We start from the raw sequence: 18498 nt of genomic DNA on the forward strand, positions 1-18498 counted from the left end.
TTGCGCCGGAGGTGCCTCCGGCGCAAATACCCTGTACGGGTGACCACACTTGTCCTGGACGGCGGCCTGTCCACCCACCTCGAACGCCTCGGCGCCGACCTCAGCGACGAGCTCTGGTCGGCCCGCCTGCTGCTCGAACGCCCCGAGCTGATCCGCCAGGCGCACGCCGACTACTTCGCGGCGGGCGCCGACGTGGCCACGACGGCCAGCTATCAGGCGACGTTCGAGGGCTTCGCCCGCCACGGCATCGACGCCGCCCGCGCGGAGGCGCTGATCAGGCTGTCGGTGGAGCTGGCCAGGCAGGCCCGCGACGCGGCCGGGCGCGGCCTGGTGGCGGCGTCCGTCGGCCCGTACGGCGCCTTCCTGGCCAACGGCGCCGAGTACACCGGCGACTACGACCTCGACGAGGACGCTCTGTACTCCTGGCACCGCCGCCGGTGGGACGTCCTCGCCTCCGCCGGCGCCGACCTGCTGGCCTGCGAGACCATCCCCTCCTATCCGGAGGCTCGGGCCCTGGCCCGGCTGCTGGAGGACACGCCCGGCGTCCGGGCCTGGGTCAGCTTCTCGTGCCGCGACGGCGAGCGGCTGAACGACGGCACCCCGATCCGTGAGGCCGCAGCGCTGTTCGCGGGCAACGCGCGGGTGGTCGCCGTCGGCGTCAACTGCACGGCCCCCCGCCACATGCCCGCGCTGATCGCGGCCCTGCAGGGCGGCCTGCCGGTCGTGGTCTATCCCAACTCGGGCGAGAGCTGGGACGCCGGTCACCGGCGCTGGCTGGGGCTCGCCGATCCGGTGGAGTTCGGGCAGGCGGCCGCCGAGTGGCAGCGGGCGGGCGCGTCGCTCATCGGCGGCTGCTGCCGTACGACGCCGCAGCACATCGAGCAGATCCGCGCCCACCTCACCTGACCGGCGGGCGCGGCCGTGGAACGGCTCAGAACGGCTCAGAACGGCTCAGGTGATGACGGGCTGGGTGCGGCGGCGGCGGGTCAGCGCGTTGTCGAGGGCGAAGGCGCCGCCGCCGGTGAAGCCGACCGCGAGGCTCCCGGCGGCCAGCGCCAGGACGAACTCGTAGCCGCCGTCGCCGGTCAGCCCGTGCGGGCCGTGGACGAAGACGATCGCGCCGATCATGTCGAGCGCGAGCAGCGCGCCCGCGATCGGCAGCGCCGCGCCGAGCACGAGCGCGAGGCCGCCCGCCACCTCCAGCGCGGCCACGGCGGGCGCGGCCAGCCCGGGCAGCGGGATGCCGGCGGCGGCGAAGAACTCGGCCGTGCCCGCGATCCCCATGGTCGCGAACTTCTGGTAGCCGTGCACCAGGAAGATCACCCCGAGGGCGATCCTGGCCAGCAGCAGGACGACGGGACGGGCTTGGTCGAGCATGCGGTCTCCTCGGCTCAGGACAGCGCACATCACTCTACGCCACCGAGCCGCTACCTTCAGTTCACTGCTTGGCCGCGCCGGTCGCTCGGGCGGCCCGCTCCATCTCGATGCGGGCGCTGACGGCGTACTTGTCGACGTATTCCTGGCCGGACAGCTCCATCAGGGCGTACATGATCTCGTCGGTGACCGCGCGCAGCACGAGCCGGTCGTCCTCCATGCCGTAGTAGCGGGAGAAGTCGAGCGGCTTGCCGAACCTGACGCCGGGCCGGATGCCGAGCTTGGGCAGCGGCCGTCCCGGCGGCATCATCTCGTAGGTGTTGACCATCGCCCAGGGGATGACCGGGGCCCGCGACTCCAGCGCCAGCCGGGCGACGCCGGTCTTGCCCTTGTAGAGCCGGCCATCGGGCGAGCGGGTGCCCTCGGGGTAGATGCCGAGGATGTGCCCCTCACGCAGGATGCGCAGGCCGGTGCGGAGCGCCGCCTCGCTGGCCTTGCCGCCGGAGCGGTCGATCGGCACGGTGCCGACGCCGCTGAAGAACAGCCTGGTGAAGAAGCCCTTGATGCCGCGCCCGGTGAAGTAGTCGGACTTGCCGAGCGAGATGACCTTGCGCTTGAGTTGGAGCGGTCCGAAGAAGTGGTCGGCGAACGACAGGTGGTTGCCGGCCAGGATCACCCCGCCCTCTCTGGGCACGTTTTCGACGCCCTCGGCCCACGGCCTGAACACGAGGTGGAGGAACGGCCCCAAGATGGCCTTGACCACCCAGTAGAACACTCCGGCACCTCTTTTCCAGCAAATTTGTCCGTGGGCAGAGTCATCTTCCCATCCCGAGCGCCTTGCAACTACACCAGCTCTCGCACAAACACCCTTGAACGTGCGACGATCGGGCCGTTCCAGGATGAACAGCTGGAATGAAACTGCATGGAGGAGCTGTTATGCCGCTCATGCCAGGCGCGGAGCCCTACCACCACGACGGAGGCCAAGTCGGCGTGCTGCTCTGCCACGGGTTCACCGGCACGCCGCAGTCGCTGCGGCCATGGGCGGAGTTCCTCGCGGCGCACGGGCTCAGCGTCTCGCTGCCCCGCCTGCCCGGCCACGGCACGCGCTGGCAGGAGATGAACCGCACCCATTGGGAAGACTGGTACGCCGAGGTGGAGAAGGCGTTCGAGGACCTCCAGGGGCGCTGCGCCGAGGTGTTCGTGGCGGGGCTGTCGCTCGGCGGCTGCCTGGCGCTGCGGCTCGCCGAGGTGCACGGCCCGGCCGTCAGGGGTGCGGTCGTGGTCAACCCGTCCATCGCCAGCGACGTCCCGCTGCTGCGGCTGGCGCCGCTGCTGAAGTGGTTCGTGCCGTCGGTGCCCGGCGTCGCGAACGACGTCAAGAAGGCCGGCGCGCGCGAGCTGGCCTACGCCCGCACCCCGGTCAAGGCGGCGGCCTCGCTGCCCGGCCTGTGGGCGCTGGTGCAGGCCGACCTGGCGAAGGTGACGCAGCCGCTGCTGGTCTACCGCAGCGTGGACGACCACGTGGTGAAGCCTACGAGTGTGGCGATCATCCGCAGGAGGGTCCCGCACGCCACGATCGAGGAGCTTACCGATAGCTATCATGTTGCGACGCTCGACAACGACGCCGACACGATCTTTGCCGGCAGCCTCGACTTCATCCGGACACATGCCTCGGTACCCTTGCAGAGGGACTGATCGCACCCAGGGGGAAGTCGCGATCACTGTGGAGAGGCCCATCTAGGTGACGCCCCAGAGTGACGAGGACGAGGTCTGGCGGCAGATCGTCGCGTCCTTCAACGACACCGCCGAGCGCGACTCGGCCGACCAGCCATGGCCGGACAGCGAGAACGTCCCCGCGGAGCCCACCCGGCGGGTGGTGAAACCCTCGGAGGAGCTCGAAGAGGACCTCGACGAGCCCGAGGACAAGAACGACGAGGGCGAGGACGGCGAGGAGGAGGGGCACTACGTGCCGCCGCCGCCCCCGCCGCTGCCCAAGGTCGACCTGGCGACGAAGGTGGCGTGGGTGGCGCTGTTCGGCGGCCCCGCCTACCTCCTGATCGCCGCCATGGCGAACTGGCACATGGAGGGATGGGCGCTGTTCACGGCGGTGGCGGCGTTCATCGGCGGGTTCGTGGCGCTGGTGGTGCGCATGGGCGACGGTCCGCCGTCCAACGACTCCGGCTGGGACGACGGCGCGGTGCTCTGACCCTCACACCGCCGGCTCAGGATCTCGTCCGGGCGGCGGTGGAGGCGGCCGTGGTCTTGGGGGCGAACGACTCCACGACGTCGGTGTAGCGGTCGGAGGTGTCGACCGCGTGCCCGACCGCCCACACCGCGCCCTTGCCCGCGAGGTAGGTGACGGCCTGGAGACGCACGCTGCTGCGGCCCTTGTCGGCGCCGCCCCGGATGATCGAGCACGAGCCCTTCTCGCAGCGCGCCACGAACGGCTCGGCCGCCCGGTCGGGGTCGTAGCCGGTCATCCAGTAGCGGCCCTTGCCGTCGCCGGTCACGCCGTAGAGCCGGGCGCCGGTGACGGGCAGGCTCTGCCGCTTCCAGCGCTTGCCGTTCCAGACGAGCACGAGCGGCGCGATGTCGCCGGGGCCGCTGTAGACGCCGCCGACCGCGACCGCCCGCTTGGCGTTGTCGGTCTGGACGTCGCGGAGGTAGCCGCCGGGGATCGAGGGCAGCGGCATCGGCTTCCACGTGCCGCCCGAGTTGTGGGCGATGAGCGGCTCGGTGCCGGTGTCGCCGACGGCGAAGCCGCCCGCCACCGCGTAGAGCGCGCCCTTGTCCTTGAGCTGCTGCACCGTCCAGGCGCCGTTCTGGCCGGTGAGCACGAGTGCGCGCTTCTCGCGGCTGCCGACCGCCACGACCTTGGCGCCCTTGGCGTCGACGCCGCCGAGCCAGTCGCCCGAGCGCAGCCCCTGCGGGCGGACCCGGTCGAAACCGGTCACGTCGCCGTGCGCGAGGTAGGGCAGCCCGTCGTGGCTGTCGCCCACCGCCCACACGTCGGACGGGCCGGCCGCGGCGAGGCTGCGCAGGTTGCCGGCCGCCGTGGCGTCGCGGATGGCCACCTCGCTCCACTGGGAGCCGTCCCAGTGGCGGATGGTGCCGCGGTTCTTCCACACGTCCCAGATCTGCTGCTGGCCGACCGCCCACACGTCGCCGGACGAGACGGCGAGCACGTCGGACAGCGAGCCGTCGGCCTGCAGGCGCACGCTGGTCGACTGCTGCCACGCCTCGATCGCGGCGGGGCTGCGAGGATCGGCATGCGCGGCGGGCGTGACCTGCGGCAAGGCCACGGACGTCGCCAAGATCAGAAAGAGCGCACGCCGCCGAGAGCGACGGGTCATGAACAAATGCTACGGGCTGGCCGTCGGTCCCCGCCCGCCCGGTGCCCGACTCGGGCGCCCGGATGCCCCTGTTTGTCCCCGTATGTACCCTTCGCGGGGTGCCGTCCTCAGCCGCCGGGGAGGCACAGCTCGGCCACCACCGGCAGGTGATCGCTGGCGGCCGCGAGGTCGGCCGCGGCGGCGTCCGCTCCCCCGCAGGACACGACCCGCGCCTCGGGCGCGGCGAACACCCCGTCGATACGCGCCGAGGGCCGCGCGGCCGGGAACGTCAACCCTTTTGACGCGAGAGGGGACGCCGCCGCCTCGTGGCAGTCGGACAGCCGCCCGGCCAGGTAACGCCAGGCCGGCTGGTGCGGCCGCTCGTTGACGTCGCCGCCGAGCACGATCGCCGCCCCGTACGGCGCCGCCGCCCGCTCCATCAGCGCCACCGCCTCGGCCGCGTGGTGAACCCGCGCCGGGTCGTGCAGGTCGAGGTGGAACGAGCCGACCGCGAGCCGCGCCCCGCCGGCCTCCACCACGGCGATCGCGAGCCCGCGCAGCTCCAGCCCGAGGAAGACGCGCAGCGCGTGGCTGCGCGCCTCCAGCACGCGTACCCGTGGCCCGGTCAGCACGGCGACGCCGCCGAGCCGGCCGGGGGTGGCCAGGCGCATGCCCGCCGCGGCGGCGAGCGCGCGCCGCCTGGCCCGCCACCGGCCGAACCTGGGCGCCTCCTGCACGCACAGCACGTCGGCCCGCAGGCCGGCGATCACGCGCGTGAGCGCGGGCAGGCTGTCGCGCAGCCCGTGCAGGTTGTACGTGCCGATCCGGACCGTCACGGACGGGCCGCTAGCGCTGCCTGGCCAGGTCGGCGGCGCCGACGACGCCGGCCGCGGCGCCGAGCTCGGCCAGTCTGATGTCGGCGAGCGGCCGGTGTCCGCGCCCGGTGAGCCGGGCGGCGAAGGACTCGCGGGCCCGGTCGATGAACAGGTCGGCGGCCCTGGACACGCCGCCGCCGACGATGAAGCAGCCGGGGTCGAGCACCGCGGCGAGGTCGGCCATGCCCTGGCCGAGCCAGTCGGCGAAGGACGCGAACGCCCGCAGCGCGACCTCGTCGCCCCGGCGGGCGGCCTCGGTGATCTCCTCGCCGTCGATCCTGCCGCCGGCCAGCCCGAGCAGGACGGAGGCCCGCTCCGGCTCGGCGCCGGCCAGCTCCCTGGCCTCCTTGACCAGGGCCTGGCCGCTGGCGTACTGCTCCCAGCAGCCGATGTTGCCGCAGCCGCACGGCCGGCCGCCCGGCTGGACCTGCATGTGGCCCAGCTCGGCGCCCATGCCCCACCGGCCGCGGAAGAGCGCGCCGTCGAACACCAGGCCGCCGCCGATGCCGGTGCCGAGCGTCACGCAGACCACGTGGGACTGGCCGCGTCCGGCGCCGAACCTGGTCTCGCCCCAGGCCATGGCGTTGGCGTCGTTCTCGATGACGACCGGCAGGCCGACCATGTCGCTGATCTTCTTCTGCAGCGGCTCCTCGCGCCAGGCGAGGTTGGGGGCGAAGCGCACGACCGAGCGGGTCTCGTCCACGAAACCGGCCGCGCCCACGCCCACCGCCTCGATCCGCCGGCCCGCGGACAGCTCGCGAACGACGTCGGCCACCGTGTCGGCCACCAGGTCGGGGCGGTCGGCGGCGGTGGGCCGCAGCGTGTGTTCGACGATCTTCCCTTGGTCGTCGACCACACCCGCGGCGACCTTCGTCCCGCCGATGTCGACACCGATCGTGAGCATGCCCGTCGTTCTCCCTATCCCAGATCTATGTGTTCCACGTCGTCACGGCCGGCCCGGTCGTCCTGCCGCGGCTCCCTCCGGGGGTCCGTCCTGGTGCCGCTCTGCGGGGCGGGGCGGCTCAGCGCGTCGAGCGCGCCCCGGACGGCGGCGAACAGCTCACCGCCCGCGGCCATCAGGTGACCGGTCACGTCGGCGGCGGAGGCGGCGGAGCCGGACTCCCGCTGGTCGGCGATCGCCCGGCAGAGCGGGCAGGCGCGGCAGACGTACTCGTCGTGGGGGTCGGACACGGCCTCCTCCCACACGTCGCGCTCCCTCCGGCCGCCGCCGGTGAACGAGTTGAACACCTGCTTGCCGACCTGGCGCGTGGCGCGCCCCTGGATCGAGTCGAACAGCTTGCGCGCCTCGTCGGCGACGGTGCCGATCGGATCCCTGTCGTTGCTCTCGGTCATCTGGCCCTCCCTGAACCGGCGGCCCTGCCTGCGGGGTCGCTCATCCTCCTCAACTCCTCAGGAGCCGGATTCGCTCCCCGGGCTGAACGCTACCCGCAGCACACCGTCGCGGAGCGCCGCCCCGCTGATCTTCCTGCGGGCGAGCGCGACGGGCAGGGCGAGGATTCTGCGGTAGGGGCCCGCCGTGACGATGAGCTCGTCGCCCTTGCGGGCCAGGTCGACGTCGGCGCGGTCGGCGCCGGGCAGGTCGAGGGTCAGCTCGTCGGCGCTCATGCGCAGCGGCGGAGGGCTGGCGGGCGGCGCGAACGGGTCGCTGTCGCCGTAGAGCCGCGCGCCGACCTCGGTCAGCGCCTCCCTGCCGACGGGCTCGGCGGGCAGGTAGGGGACGACGTGGACGGGCAGCGGGGCGAACGACTGCTCCGCCTCGGTCAGCAGCCGCGTCTGCGCCGCCACCCACTGGGCGCGCCACTCGTCGGCGCCGCCCGGCGGGAAGACGCGGTTGGCGATCACGCCGTCGACGCGGTAGCCGTACAGGTTGAGCGAGGTGAGGGTGCGCCGGGCCTCGGCCAGCACCACCGACTCGGGCGTGAGCACGAGCCGGACGGACGCCTGATCGCCGGTGAGCAGCTCGCGCACCTCCATGAGACCGCGGTGGAAGCGCTCGCCGGCGCTCATGACCTCCTCGCCGGGCGCGCTGACCCTGGCCACGCCTCGCACGAACGGCGCGACCAGCCGCACCAGCCGGCGGCCGATCGGCAGGAGCCGGTTGACATGCCAGTCGAGCGCCTCGGGCAGGGCCAGCAGGCGCAGCGTCTCGGCGGTGGGCGCGCAGTCGACGACGATGACGTCCCAGCGGCCGGAGCGGGCGTGCTCGCGCAGCTCCAGCAGGGCGATGACCTCCTCGGCGCCGGGCAGCACCGTGATCTCCTCGGAGGTGACCTCGTCCAGGCCCAGCTCCGACAGCACGCCCCTCGCGTAGTCCTGGAGCTCGCCCCAGTGCCGCTCCAGCGTCCGCTGCGTGTCGACCTGGTGCAGGTGCAGGCCGGGCGCCACCTCGCCGGGCTCGACGGCGAGCGCGTCGGCCAGCGAGTGCGCGGTGTCGGTGGAGACGACGAGCGTCTTCAAGCCCTTGCTCGCGGCGAGGGTCGCGGTGGCCGCGGCGGCGGTGGTCTTGCCCACGCCGCCCTTTCCGGTGAACAGCAGGACCCTGGGGTTCACCTCAGCGGCCTTCGACGCGCTTCTTGAGGCCCTTGAGCGCGGTGTCCACGATCACCTTCTCCGCCTTGCGCTTGATCATGCCGATCATCGGCACGCTGAGATCGACGGCCAGCTCGTACGTCACGCCGGTGCCACTGCCCGAGGCGGCGAGGCGGTAACTTCCGCGCAGCTGCGAGACCATCCTGCCGGGATCGACGATCTCCCAGGAGACGCCGTCGTCGCCGTCCCAGGTGTAGCCGAGGGTGTAGGTGTCGCTGATCATGCCGGCGTCCAGGACGAAACGGACCTTGCTCGCCCTGCCGTCGTCACCCGTGCCGAGGACCTCGGCGTTCTTGATCGACCCGGCCCACTCCGGGTAACGGGGAAAGTCGGCGATGACCGCCATGACGTCGGCGAGAGCGGCGTCGATGGTGATGCTCGAAGTGGTGCGATCAGCCATGAGGACACCGTACCGGTCAGGTCACCATTCGAGGATGAAGGGAACGCCCTTCCCCCGGAAATGGCCCACGTTGACGCATTCGGTGCGGCCCACCCGGGCGCGGGCGTGCAGCGGGTTGTGGACGTGGCCGAAGAGCGCGTAGCGGGGCTGGGTGCGCCTGATGGCCTCCAGCGTGGCCTCGCTGCCGCGTTCGAAGCGCCGGGCCACGACGTCGTAGAGCAGCTCGGGCAGGGCGGGCGGGATGTGACAGCACAGCACGTCCACCTCGCCGACCGCCTCGACCTTGGCGGCGTACTCCTCGTCGCTGATCTCGTTGGGGGTGCGGTAGGGCGTCTTCAGCCCGCCGCCCACGAACCCGAAGCGCAGCCCGCCGATCTCCACGCTCTGGCCGTCGAGCACCTGGTGGCCGGGGCGCAGGTAGTCGGCCCACAGGCGGGGCAGGTCCACGTTGCCGTAGGTGAGGTAGGCGGGGGTGGGCATGGCGGCGAACAGACTGGCGTACTGGGCGCGGACGTTGCGCTCGATGTGCTCGCGCGGGTCGCCGTCGAGCGTCGCCCACAGGGCCGCCGACATGGCCCTGGCCTCGTCGAACCGCTTGGCCGTGCGCAGCCCGATGAACTCGGCGGCTTTCTCGCGGCCGAACAGGTCGGCGAAGATGCCCTGCGCGTGGTCGTCGTAGTCGATGAACAGGATCAGGTCGCCGAGGCAGATCAGCGCGTCGGCGCCCTGCCCGGCGACGGCGAGGGCATCGGCCCTGCCATGGACGTCGCTCACCACATGGACCCGCATGAGGGGAATCTTACGAGCGGTGGCTGCTAGCGTGATGAATGCCCTTCATAACGCCTCCATGACGACGTGACCTGCGAGGCTACCGGCGCGTAACTTAACGCGATAACGTCCAGGCGTCCTTCGAAGAGGAGTTGATCCGTGCGCGAGTACAGCGTCCCGATCCTGGTCGACGTGCCTGCCTCGGCCAGCCTGGCCGACACGGTCTTCCGGCGGGCCGAGCAGGAGCCCGGCGTCGTCGTCATGCGCCGCAAGACCGACGCGGGGTGGCCCGCGGTCACCGCGTCGGAGTTCCGCGACCAGGTCGTGGCGGTGGCCCGCGGGCTGATCTCGGCCGGCGTGGAGCACGGCGACCGGGTGGCGCTGATGTCCCGCACCCGCTACGAGTGGACGCTCGTCGACTACGCGATCTGGTCGATCGGCGCGGTCACGGTGCCGATCTACGAGACCTCCTCGGCCGACCAGGTGCGCTGGATCCTCTCCGACAGCGAGGCCAAGGCCGCGTTCGTGGAGCTGGACGCGCACGAGGAGACGGTGCGCGAGGCCGCGCCCGAGCTGAAGTCCGTCTGGCGCGTCGACGCGCCGCCGCTCGGCGCCGACGTGCCCGCCTCCGAGGTGGACGAGCGGCGCGGCCGCGTCTGCGCCGCCGACCTCGCCACGATCGTCTACACCTCCGGCACCACGGGCCGGCCCAAGGGCTGCCGGATCACGCACGACAACCTGCTGTTCACCGCGCTCAACGTGCTGCGGGGGCCGCTGGAGCCGCTGTTCTCCCGCAAGGAGCCGGCCGCGCTGCTGTTCCTGCCGCTGGCGCACATCTTCGCGCGGATGATCCAGGTGGTGCTCGTCGAGGCGGGCGCGATCATGGCGCACACCCCCAACATGAAGAACGTCGCCCCCGACCTGCAGGACTTCCGGCCGACGTTCCTGCTGGGCGTGCCGCGCGTGTTCGAGAAGGTCTACAACGGGGCCGAGCAGAAGGCCATCGCGGGCGGCAAGGGCAAGATCTTCGCCAGCGCCGTCGAGGTGGCGGTGGCCTGGAGCCGGGCCGAGAGCGCCGGGGGCGCGCCGCTCGGGCTGCGGCTGCGCAAGGCCGTCTTCGACCGACTCGTCTACTCCAAGCTGCGGGCCGCGACCGGCGGGCGGCTGACCGCCGCCGTGTCGGGCGGGTCGGCGCTGGGCGAGCGGCTCGGCCACTTCTTCAAGGGCGTCGGCATCGAGGTCTTCGAGGGCTACGGCCTCACCGAGACCTCCGCGCCGTGCTCGGTCAACATCCCGGGCGCCAACAAGATCGGCACCGTGGGCAAGCCGCTGCCCGGCGTCACGCTGCGCATCGGCGACGACGGCGAGGTGCTGGCCAAGGGGCGCAACGTCTTCGCCGGCTACTGGAAGAACGAGGCGGCGACCGCCGAGGCCCTCGACGCCGACGGCTTTTACCGCACGGGCGACGTGGGCGAGCTGGACGACGACGGCTACCTGCGGATCACCGGGCGCAAGAAGGAGATCCTGGTGACGGCGGCCGGCAAGAACGTCGCGCCGGGGCCGCTGGAGGACCTGCTGCGGGCCCATCCGCTGATCTCCCAGGCGATGGTCGTCGGCGACGGCCGTCCCTTCGTGGCCGCCCTCGTGACCCTGGACCCGGAGGCGGTGCCCGCCGGGCGGACGGTCGCCGAGCTGCGCACCGACCCCGAGGTGCTGGCCGAGGTGCAGGCCGCGGTGGACCGGGCGAACCAGTCGGTGTCGAAGGCCGAGCAGATCAAGAAGTTCGCGATCCTGGAGCAGGACATCACCGAGGAGAGCGGGCACCTGACGCCGACGCTCAAGGTCAAGCGCAACCTCGTCATGCGTGATTTCGCCGGGCAGGTCGAGGAGCTGTACGGCGGGCACTGATCCGGCCCCGGCATTGCGTGATCTGACGCTGGTCGAGCTCGCCGGGCCGGCGGGCATGATGAGGCCGGCGGTCGGTCACCCTGGAGATGGCCGGGGCCGGAGGGCTGCCGAGGGTCGTCCAGGCGGATGCGACCGGACTCGCCGCAGCACTGGCCTGGCAGTCCGCTCTGCTGAAATGGCGCTTGTCGTGTCGGTGGGTGCTGCGAGCATGACGAGATGATCGCGACTCCTGACGACTACTCCTGGTTCTCCCCCGAGCGCTTTCCCGGCCTGGCGGACGCCTACTGCTTCACCTACGTCCGCGGCCTGACGCCTGAGGAAGTGGTGACCCGACTCGGCGTCCGGGTTGAGGACTGCTCCCGCGTGACGCTTGATGGGCTGATCCGGCGGCAGACCTTCGGAGCCGTCGCCGTCGGAGATTGGGTGCTCCTCGTCGAGGCCTGCAGCGGGCTCGGCGTCACCGAAGAGATCATCATGCCGCTGTCGGCGGGCACCCGTCTCGTCTCCCACTTCTACCTCGACGTGGATGACATGGACTACTTCTACTGGATCGACGACGGGAAGATCCGGTTCGAGTTCGCGCACGAGGAAGGTTATTCCCACTGGATCAAGGACGGGAAGATCGAGTTCATGTTCAGGCCCCATGAAAGCTACTCAGAGGAGAAGCCGGACGAACTCGCAGAGATCCTGGAGCGGATCGACTCCGCCGGCCACGCGGTCGCCGGCCCCCACGTAGGACCGGCGTTCCTCCTGGCCGAGCGCCTCACCGGGATCACGATGACGCCGCGCTTGCTGGAGGAATCCACCTACCTGTGTGGAGTCGTTCCTGGATCGAGGTGAGCCGGAGAGCGGGCACCTGACGGCGGCACTCAAATTCCGATTTAATCGGCTATATGCCGTCTGACCAGGGGAATCTTCTTTCGATTCCGGCTTTCTCGCCGTCCCTTCCGGGGTATTCTTGCGGCAAAGAAAACGGGACCGGGAATCTGTACCATCCCCGGTCCCTTACCTCACGGTAAGGGAGAACAGCATGGACATCAAGGAAGCAGGCCCCGCGTTCACCACGGCTCTGGAGAACGAGCTCATTCAGATCCGGGCGGATCAGCGCGAGCTGGCGCAGGACCTCACCGAGCGCATCAACGGGGTCGGCAGGCGGCTCAAGAGCCTCGACGCCAAGGTCGAGCTCAGGTTCTCGTCGGTCGACGCCCAGCTCCAGATCCTCGATTCGCGCATCAAGGTCATGGACGCCAAGTTCGAGGGCAAGTTCGACGCGGTGAACAGCCGGCTCGACACGGTGGACAGCCGGCTCGGCGCGGTCGAGAGCCGGCTCGGGGTGGTGCAGGAGACGCAGCAGGAGATGCTGGGCGTGCTGGTCGGCATTCAGCGGAGGCTGGAAGCCGCCTGATCCACAGGGGCGTCTCGAAGGGCGGGTTCGCGGTGAGCGGGCCCGCCCTTTCGTGTGCGTACGGCCGGACCCGAGCTGCGATGTGGGGGCTTTGTCATGAAATCGTGCTTTGACAAGTGGGAAATGTTGGCTTTTCGATGTATGAAAGTGCGCGAAGTCGGGGGAATCTGAAGGTTCGGGTAGGAGGACCTCACATGGACCATCGGCCGCCGTTAACCCGTCGTTCTCTGTTCCTCGGCGCCGCCGCGTTCGGCGTCCCGGCCATTCTCGCCGGTTGCGGATCCGGCAGCCCCTCCCCCGCTCCCGGCGGCTCGTCCTCCGGCGGCCTCGGCACCGTCACCCTGGGCTCCAACGCCTCCGACGAGGTGCCGAAGAAGTCGCTGGAGGCCCAGATCAAGGCGTTCACGCAGGGCGCGGTCAAGGTCAACACCGTCGACCACAACACGTTCCAGGAGAACATCAACCGCTACCTGCGCGGCACGCCGGACGACGTGTTCACCTGGTTCGCCGGTTACCGCATGCAGTTCTTCGCCGAGCAGGGCCTCGCCCTGGACATCTCCGACGTGTGGCGCGACATCGGCGGCGACTTCACGCAGGCGTTCAAGGACCAGTCGACCGGCGTGGACGGCAAGCAGTACTTCGTGCCGTCCACCTACTACCCGTGGGCCGTCTTCTACCGCAAGAGCGTCTGGGAGGAGAAGGGCTACCAGCCGCCCAAGACGCTGGACGAGCTCACCGCGCTGGCCGGGAAGATGAAGGCCGACGGGCTGATCCCGATCGCGTTCGCCGACAAGGACGGCTGGCCGGCCATGGGCACGTTCGACATCCTCAACATGCGGACGAACGGCTACGACTTCCACATCCAGCTCATGCAGGGCAAGCAGTCGTGGACCGACCCGAAGGTCCGGCAGGTGTTCGACACCTGGCGGGGGCTGATGGAGTACCACCAGCCGGCGGCGCTGGGCCGCACCTGGCAGGAGGCCGCGCAGTCGCTGGCGCAGAAGAAGACCGGGATGTACCTGCTCGGGATGTTCGTCGCCCAGCAGTTCCCCGAGGCCGACCGCGACGACCTCGACTTCTTCACCTTCCCCGAGATCAACCCGGCCTACGGCACCGACTCCATCGACGCCCCCATCGACGGCTACATGGTCTCGGCCAAGGCCAAGAACGTGGACGGCGCCAAGGCGCTGATCAAGCAGCTCGCCCAGGCCTCGTCCCAGAACATCGCCACGGGCCTCGACCCGGGCACCCTCGCCTCCAACTCCAAGGCCGACACCTCCGGCTACAGCGCGCTGCAGAAGCGCGGCGCGGAGCTCGTGTCGCAGGCCAAGCACATCGCCCAGTTCCTCGACCGCGACACGCGGCCGGACTTCGCCTCCACGGTCATGATCCCCTCGTTGCAGTCGTTCGTCGGCAAACCGGACGAGATCGATCCGCTGCTGGCGAGCATCGAGAAGCAGAAGGCCACCATCTTCCGCTGATGAGCGCGAAGACCCGTCGCTACTCCGCCCGCGACGTGACCGTCCTGGTCGCCGGGCTGGGGGTGGCCATCGTCGTCAACGTGGGCCTCGTCTGGGGGCCCACGCTGGCCAGCGTCGGCCTGTCGGCCACCGACTGGAACGGCATCGGCCCGATCGAGTGGATCGGCGGCCGGAACTACGAGGATCTGGCCGGGACGTACCCGCCGTTCTGGTCGGCCGTCCGCAACAACGTGTTGTGGCTGGCCTTCCTCGGGCTGGTCGCCACGCCGTTCGGGCTGTTCTGCGCGGTGCTGCTGGACCGGCGGCTGCGGATGTCGCGCGTCTACCAGAGCGCGCTCTACATGCCGGTCGTGCTGTCGCTGGCCGTCGTTGGCTTCATCGCCCAGCTCGTCTTCTCCTCCGACTACGGCGTGCTGAACGCGGTCAGCGGCCTGCACGTGGACTGGCTCGGCGACCGGGCGGTCAACATCTGGGTCGTCATGGTCGCGGCGGGCTGGCGGCACGTCGGCTACGTCATGATCATCTATCTGGCGGGGCTGAAGGCGGTCGATCCGGCGCTGAAGGAGGCGGCGGCCATCGACGGGGCGAACGAGCGCCAGGCGTTCTTCCGCGTGGTGTTCCCGACGCTCCGGCCGGTCAACGTGATCGTGTTGGTGATCACGGTGATCGAGGCGCTGCGGGCCTTTGACATCGTCTACGCCATCAACAAGGGCAGGAACGGATTGGAGCTGCTGTCGGTGCTGGTCACCGAGAACATCGTGGGCGAGGCCAGCCGGATCGGGTTCGGCTCGGCGATCGCGGTGATCCTGCTGGTCATCTCGCTGGGGTTCATCGTGACGTACCTGTCGCAGCTGTTCCGGGGGGAGGAGCGGTGACGGCCGCGCGGGTGCGGCCGCTGCGCGTCCTCCTGCACGTCTTCCTCGGGCTGGTGGCGCTGGGCTGGCTGCTGCCGCTGGCGCTGGCGGTGTACGCGTCGCTGCGCCCGTACGACGAGACGGCCCGCCTGGGCTACTTCTCGCTGCCGGAGCGGCTGACGCTCGACTACTACGGTGAGGCGTGGAGCCAGGCCGAGCTGCCCCGCTACTACCTCAACACGTTGATCATCGTGATCCCGGCCCTGGTGCTCACGCTGCTGCTGGCGTCGTTCACGGCGTTCGCGATCGCGCGGGTGCGCATCCCCGGCCGCCGGACGCTGCTGATCGTGTTCACGGCGGGCAACCTGCTGCCGCCGCAGGCGCTCATCACGCCGCTCTACACGCTCTACACGATGGTCCCGCTGCCCGCGTGGCTGTCGGACTCGCAGTCGCTGTACGACTCCTACCTCGGGCTGATCCTCGTCCACGTGGCGTTCCAGTTCGGCTTCTGCGTGTTCGTCATGGCGAACTTCATGCGCACGATCCCGGAGGAGATCACCGAGGCGGCGCTGGTGGACGGTGCGAGCGTGTGGAAACGGTACTGGCGGCTGACCATGCCGCTGTGCCGGCCGGTGCTGGCGGCGCTGGCCACGCTGCAGTTCACCTGGATGTACAACGACTTCCTGTGGGCGCTGGTGCTGATGTCGTCGGGCGACAAGCTGCCCGTCACCTCGGCGCTGAACAACCTGCGCGGCCAGTTCTTCACCGACTACAACCTGCTGGCGGCCGGCTCGGTGCTGGTGGCGCTGCCGACGCTGATCGTCTTCCAGCTCCTGCACAAGCAGTTCGTGGCCGGGCTGACGCTGGGCGCGACCAAGGGGTGATCCGTCAGAGGAGGGCGTGGAAGCGGGCCGCCACCTGCTCCCACGTCCACTCCCGCGTGATCCACTCGCGGCCGTTGACTCCCATCTTGCGCGCCTTGTCGGGATCGGTGAGCAGTTCGGCGACGGCCTGGGCGATCTCGGCGGGGTTCTCGCCGTCCACGACCAAGCCGGTCTCGCCGGGGCGTACGGCGTCGGGCGCGCCCCCGGACGCCCCGGCCACCACGGGCAGCCCCGTCGCGGACGCCTCCAGGAACACGATGCCGAGCCCTTCCACGTCCACGCCGTTCCAGCGGGTACGGCACGGCATCGCGAACACGTCGGCCGCCGCGTAGTAGCCCGGCAGGTCCGCGGCCGGGACGGTGCCGGTGAAGCGGATGGAGGGGTGCCCGCCCGCCAGCCGCTCCAACCTTCTCCGGTACGGCCCGCCGCCCACCAGCAGCAGGACGGCGTCCGGCACCGCCCGCAGCACCCGGGGCCAGGCCGCGATGAGCCGGTCCTGGCCCTTGCGCGGCACCAGCCGCGACACGCAGACCACCACGGGACGGCCCGCGAGCCCCGGCACGGCGGCCCCGGGCAGGCCGGGGCGGAACTGCCCGGCGTCCACACCGGGGGCCAGCCGGACGAGCTTGCCGGGCGCGATCGCGGCCTCCAGCCGGCGGCGGGTGTAGTCGCCGAGGTAGGTCACCACGTCCGCGTGCGCGCCGATCCTGCGCAGCACGGCGCGGAAGCCCGGCGCGCTCGCCCACGACGCCTCGTGGCCGTGGGTGAGCATCACCACGCGCCGCGCGCCGGCCCGGCGCAGGTGCGGCGCGAGCAGGCCGAGGGGCGCCGCCGCGCCGAAGACGACGGTACGCGCGCCGTGCTCGGCCACCAGCCGAGCGGCCCGGCGCGCCACGTCGGGGGTCGGCAGCATGAGCCGCGTCGGGTGCCGTACGACGGGGTACGGCTGCCGCCGGTCGAACTCCTCGCAGCCCGGCCAGGCGGGGGCGTAGACCGCGACGCCCGGCGTGCGCAGCGCGAGCCCGTGCACGAACGACTGGATCCCGCCCGGCCGCGGCGGGAAGTCGTTCGTGACGACGACCACCCTGGTGTCCGGATCTGTGGCGGAGTGGGTCACGGCGCGTTGACGCCGTTCAGTCGCGCCCAGGCGCGGGCCATGGCGATGCGTTCGGGGCCGGAGGGATGGGAGGCATAGAGGACATATTCCACCGCATCGGGCGACAAGTCGGAAATGTTGGAAAGGGCGAGGCGTTTCTGCATGGCCACGAACGTCTCCGGGTCTCTCGTCAACTCCAGCGCGTGCAGGTCGGCCCGCGCCTCCACCTGCCGGCTGACCACGTTCTGGACGGGGCCGAGGAGGAGGGTGCCGAGGCTCATCAGGCCCATCAGCGCCCCGGCCGCGCGCGGGTCGGCGATCGAGGGGACGGCGGCGCGGCGGCGTACCAGGTCGAAGATCAGGAACAGCAGGACGGCGCCCAGCGCCGCGCCCAGGCCGGCGAGGAGCGTGCCGTGGAGGACGTCGTCGTGCTTCGCGTGGCCCAGCTCGTGCGCGACCACCAGCTCCACCTCCGCCTCCGGGGCGCGCAGCAACGTGTCGTAGACGACGACGCGGCGGGTGGCGCCGAAGCCGGAGACGTAGGCGTTGAGCGCCGTCGTACGGCGTGAGGCGTCGGCGACCAGCACGTCCTCCACCGGCACGCCGTCCCGCTCGGCCATCGCCAGCAGGCTCGTACGCAGCGGGCCCTCGCGCATGGGGGTGAAGTCGTTGAACATCGGCTCGAACACCACGGGATAGACGAACGAGGCCGCCACCGTGAGGGCGAACGCGCCCGCGGCCGCCGGGATCCACCAGCGGCGGAACCGGCGCGCCAGCGCCACCAGCGCCGTGACGGTCAGGGCGAGCAGGAACGCCTCGACGGCCGCGTTCTTCAGCCGGTCGCCGCTCCAGGACGGCCAGGACTGGGTGGACAGGCCGTACTCGCGCAGGACGGTCTCGAACCACATGCCGAGGGGCCAGCGGAGCGCCAGCGTGGCCGCGGCGATCACCGCCACGCCCAGGATCGTCCGCAGCCACCACGGGCCGCGCAGCCACCCGGTCGCCCGCGCGCCGAGCGGGGTGGCGACCAGGAGGCCCGCGACGAGGACCGTCAGGGCCAGGGAGAGGTAGCTCGGCAGGCTCGTCGCGGCGTCGAACGCCTGGGAGCGGGCGAGCTGGGCGGCGGTGAAGTCGCGGGCCGGGCCGGGCGGCTCCCCTGCGGTCAGCAGCGCCTGCCAGGGGGTGGTGAGGGCGGCCACGGCCAGGACGAGGGCGGCGAGGACGGCCAGCGCGAGCGCGGCCTGGCGGCGCAGGCGGACCTCGCCGCCCTCCTGCTGGCCGTCGTAGGCAGGCGCGCCGCTCACGGCCCGATCGCCGCCTTCATAGGCGGGCGCGCCGCTCACAGCCCGATCGCCGCCTTCATAAGCGGGCGCGCCGCTCACGGCCTGATCACCGCCTTCATAAGCGGGCGCGCCGCTCACAGCCCGATCGCCGCCGTCGCCGGCGGGCTTGGCGCCGTCCGGCTGCCGGCGTTCGCTCATCTGCCTCCCCCTCTCACGCCCTCACGCCCT

Annotated in this window: 20 protein-coding genes; 9 read left to right on the top strand and 11 right to left on the bottom strand. The window is 71.3% G+C overall.

Features of this window, described 5'->3' with window-relative positions; all coding sequences use genetic code 11:
* Window positions 1-39 precede the first annotated feature (39 nt).
* Window positions 40-906, top strand: coding sequence for a homocysteine S-methyltransferase (gene mmuM / locus ACBR40_RS24880; protein WP_344214701.1), 867 nt, complete (start codon window positions 40-42; stop codon window positions 904-906).
* A 45-nt stretch (window positions 907-951) separates the two neighbouring features.
* Here mmuM and ACBR40_RS24885 read toward each other — a convergent pair whose 3' ends face one another.
* Both ACBR40_RS24885 and ACBR40_RS24890 read right to left on the bottom strand, forming a co-directional pair.
* Complete coding sequence (locus ACBR40_RS24885; RefSeq protein ID WP_344214699.1) at window positions 952-1377, bottom strand: DoxX family protein; 426 nt, start codon at window positions 1375-1377, stop codon at window positions 952-954.
* Between the two features lie 61 nt (window positions 1378-1438).
* Complete coding sequence (locus tag ACBR40_RS24890) at window positions 1439-2149, bottom strand: lysophospholipid acyltransferase family protein (RefSeq protein WP_371250299.1); 711 nt, start codon at window positions 2147-2149, stop codon at window positions 1439-1441.
* A 161-nt stretch (window positions 2150-2310) separates the two neighbouring features.
* Here ACBR40_RS24890 and ACBR40_RS24895 point away from each other — a divergent pair, with 161 nt between their 5' ends.
* Window positions 2311-3069 carry an alpha/beta fold hydrolase gene (locus tag ACBR40_RS24895; protein WP_344214695.1) on the top strand — a complete coding sequence of 253 codons (759 nt, stop codon included), beginning with the start codon at window positions 2311-2313 and terminating at the stop codon, window positions 3067-3069.
* Between the two features lie 46 nt (window positions 3070-3115).
* Entirely contained in the window at window positions 3116-3580 is a 465-nt protein-coding gene (locus tag ACBR40_RS24900) for a hypothetical protein (RefSeq protein ID WP_344214693.1), read from the top strand.
* 16 nt (window positions 3581-3596) lie between these two features.
* Here the strand turns inward: ACBR40_RS24900 and ACBR40_RS24905 are convergent, their stop codons facing one another.
* The 7 genes from ACBR40_RS24905 to ACBR40_RS24935 form a co-directional block, all read right to left on the bottom strand.
* Window positions 3597-4727, bottom strand: coding sequence for a hypothetical protein (locus ACBR40_RS24905; protein ID WP_371250300.1), 1131 nt, complete (start codon window positions 4725-4727; stop codon window positions 3597-3599).
* A gap of 107 nt (window positions 4728-4834) precedes the next feature.
* On the bottom strand, window positions 4835-5542 hold the full coding sequence (locus ACBR40_RS24910) for an endonuclease/exonuclease/phosphatase family protein (protein ID WP_371250301.1): 708 nt from the start codon (window positions 5540-5542) through the stop codon (window positions 4835-4837).
* A 10-nt stretch (window positions 5543-5552) separates the two neighbouring features.
* Window positions 5553-6485: an ROK family glucokinase gene (locus ACBR40_RS24915; protein ID WP_344214687.1), complete on the bottom strand. Its 933-nt coding sequence runs from the start codon at window positions 6483-6485 to the stop codon at window positions 5553-5555.
* Between the two features lie 14 nt (window positions 6486-6499).
* Window positions 6500-6934 (bottom strand): DUF5304 family protein, encoded by a 435-nt coding sequence (locus ACBR40_RS24920; RefSeq protein ID WP_344214685.1) that lies wholly within the window; start codon window positions 6932-6934, stop codon window positions 6500-6502.
* 57 nt (window positions 6935-6991) lie between these two features.
* Window positions 6992-8152, bottom strand: a complete 1161-nt coding sequence (locus ACBR40_RS24925; protein WP_371250302.1) for an ArsA family ATPase — start codon at window positions 8150-8152, stop codon at window positions 6992-6994.
* A gap of 1 nt (window position 8153) precedes the next feature.
* Entirely contained in the window at window positions 8154-8591 is a 438-nt protein-coding gene (locus tag ACBR40_RS24930; RefSeq protein ID WP_344214681.1) for an SRPBCC family protein, read from the bottom strand.
* Window positions 8592-8612: 21 nt separating this feature from the next.
* Window positions 8613-9380 carry a metallophosphoesterase gene (locus ACBR40_RS24935; protein WP_344214679.1) on the bottom strand — a complete coding sequence of 256 codons (768 nt, stop codon included), beginning with the start codon at window positions 9378-9380 and terminating at the stop codon, window positions 8613-8615.
* Between the two features lie 138 nt (window positions 9381-9518).
* On the opposite strand from ACBR40_RS24935, the gene ACBR40_RS24940 reads away from it, so the two are divergent.
* From ACBR40_RS24940 to ACBR40_RS24965, 6 genes are all read left to right on the top strand, one after another.
* The gene (locus tag ACBR40_RS24940) at window positions 9519-11267 is read left to right on the top strand and encodes a long-chain fatty acid--CoA ligase (RefSeq protein ID WP_371250303.1); all 1749 of its coding nucleotides are present in this window, start codon (window positions 9519-9521) and stop codon (window positions 11265-11267) included.
* Window positions 11268-11483: 216 nt separating this feature from the next.
* Window positions 11484-12107, top strand: a complete 624-nt coding sequence (locus ACBR40_RS24945; protein WP_371250304.1) for a DUF6461 domain-containing protein — start codon at window positions 11484-11486, stop codon at window positions 12105-12107.
* Between the two features lie 190 nt (window positions 12108-12297).
* Window positions 12298-12672 carry a hypothetical protein gene (locus ACBR40_RS24950; RefSeq protein ID WP_344214673.1) on the top strand — a complete coding sequence of 125 codons (375 nt, stop codon included), beginning with the start codon at window positions 12298-12300 and terminating at the stop codon, window positions 12670-12672.
* Between the two features lie 194 nt (window positions 12673-12866).
* Window positions 12867-14153 carry an ABC transporter substrate-binding protein gene (locus ACBR40_RS24955; RefSeq protein WP_344214671.1) on the top strand — a complete coding sequence of 429 codons (1287 nt, stop codon included), beginning with the start codon at window positions 12867-12869 and terminating at the stop codon, window positions 14151-14153.
* Window positions 14153-15028, top strand: coding sequence for a sugar ABC transporter permease (locus tag ACBR40_RS24960; protein ID WP_344214669.1), 876 nt, complete (start codon window positions 14153-14155; stop codon window positions 15026-15028). The genes ACBR40_RS24955 and ACBR40_RS24960 overlap by 1 nt, the downstream gene beginning before the upstream one ends.
* Entirely contained in the window at window positions 15025-15891 is an 867-nt protein-coding gene (locus tag ACBR40_RS24965) for a carbohydrate ABC transporter permease (protein WP_344214667.1), read from the top strand. The genes ACBR40_RS24960 and ACBR40_RS24965 overlap by 4 nt, the downstream gene beginning before the upstream one ends.
* Window positions 15892-15895: 4 nt before the next feature.
* Here the strand turns inward: ACBR40_RS24965 and ACBR40_RS24970 are convergent, their stop codons facing one another.
* A complete protein-coding gene (locus ACBR40_RS24970) occupies window positions 15896-17008 on the bottom strand; it encodes a glycosyltransferase family 4 protein (RefSeq protein WP_371250305.1) in 1113 nt (370 codons plus the stop codon).
* Window positions 17005-18468: a M48 family metallopeptidase gene (locus ACBR40_RS24975; RefSeq protein WP_371250306.1), complete on the bottom strand. Its 1464-nt coding sequence runs from the start codon at window positions 18466-18468 to the stop codon at window positions 17005-17007. Before ACBR40_RS24975 ends, ACBR40_RS24970 begins: the two co-directional genes overlap by 4 nt.
* Between the last annotated feature and the right edge of the window lie 30 nt (window positions 18469-18498).

Origin of the sequence: Nonomuraea sp. AD125B (genome assembly GCF_041402765.1) — a bacterium.
GTDB lineage: Bacteria > Actinomycetota > Actinomycetes > Streptosporangiales > Streptosporangiaceae > Nonomuraea > Nonomuraea bangladeshensis.

Bases quoted from the DNA above. Each gene is read 5' to 3' on its own strand.
- ACBR40_RS24885 (WP_344214699.1), bottom strand. From the start codon at position 1,377: ATGCTCGACCAAGCCCGTCCCGTCGTCCTGCTGCTGGCCAGGATCGCC.
- ACBR40_RS24895 (WP_344214695.1), top strand. From the start codon at position 2,311: ATGCCGCTCATGCCAGGCGCGGAGCCCTACCACCACGACGGAGGCCAA.
- ACBR40_RS24905 (WP_371250300.1), bottom strand. From the start codon at position 4,727: ATGACCCGTCGCTCTCGGCGGCGTGCGCTCTTTCTGATCTTGGCGACG.
- ACBR40_RS24915 (WP_344214687.1), bottom strand. From the start codon at position 6,485: ATGCTCACGATCGGTGTCGACATCGGCGGGACGAAGGTCGCCGCGGGT.
- ACBR40_RS24920 (WP_344214685.1), bottom strand. From the start codon at position 6,934: ATGACCGAGAGCAACGACAGGGATCCGATCGGCACCGTCGCCGACGAG.
- ACBR40_RS24930 (WP_344214681.1), bottom strand. From the start codon at position 8,591: ATGGCTGATCGCACCACTTCGAGCATCACCATCGACGCCGCTCTCGCC.
- ACBR40_RS24935 (WP_344214679.1), bottom strand. From the start codon at position 9,380: ATGCGGGTCCATGTGGTGAGCGACGTCCATGGCAGGGCCGATGCCCTC.
- ACBR40_RS24945 (WP_371250304.1), top strand. From the start codon at position 11,484: ATGATCGCGACTCCTGACGACTACTCCTGGTTCTCCCCCGAGCGCTTT.
- ACBR40_RS24950 (WP_344214673.1), top strand. From the start codon at position 12,298: ATGGACATCAAGGAAGCAGGCCCCGCGTTCACCACGGCTCTGGAGAAC.
- ACBR40_RS24955 (WP_344214671.1), top strand. From the start codon at position 12,867: ATGGACCATCGGCCGCCGTTAACCCGTCGTTCTCTGTTCCTCGGCGCC.
- ACBR40_RS24960 (WP_344214669.1), top strand. From the start codon at position 14,153: ATGAGCGCGAAGACCCGTCGCTACTCCGCCCGCGACGTGACCGTCCTG.
- ACBR40_RS24975 (WP_371250306.1), bottom strand. From the start codon at position 18,468: ATGAGCGAACGCCGGCAGCCGGACGGCGCCAAGCCCGCCGGCGACGGC.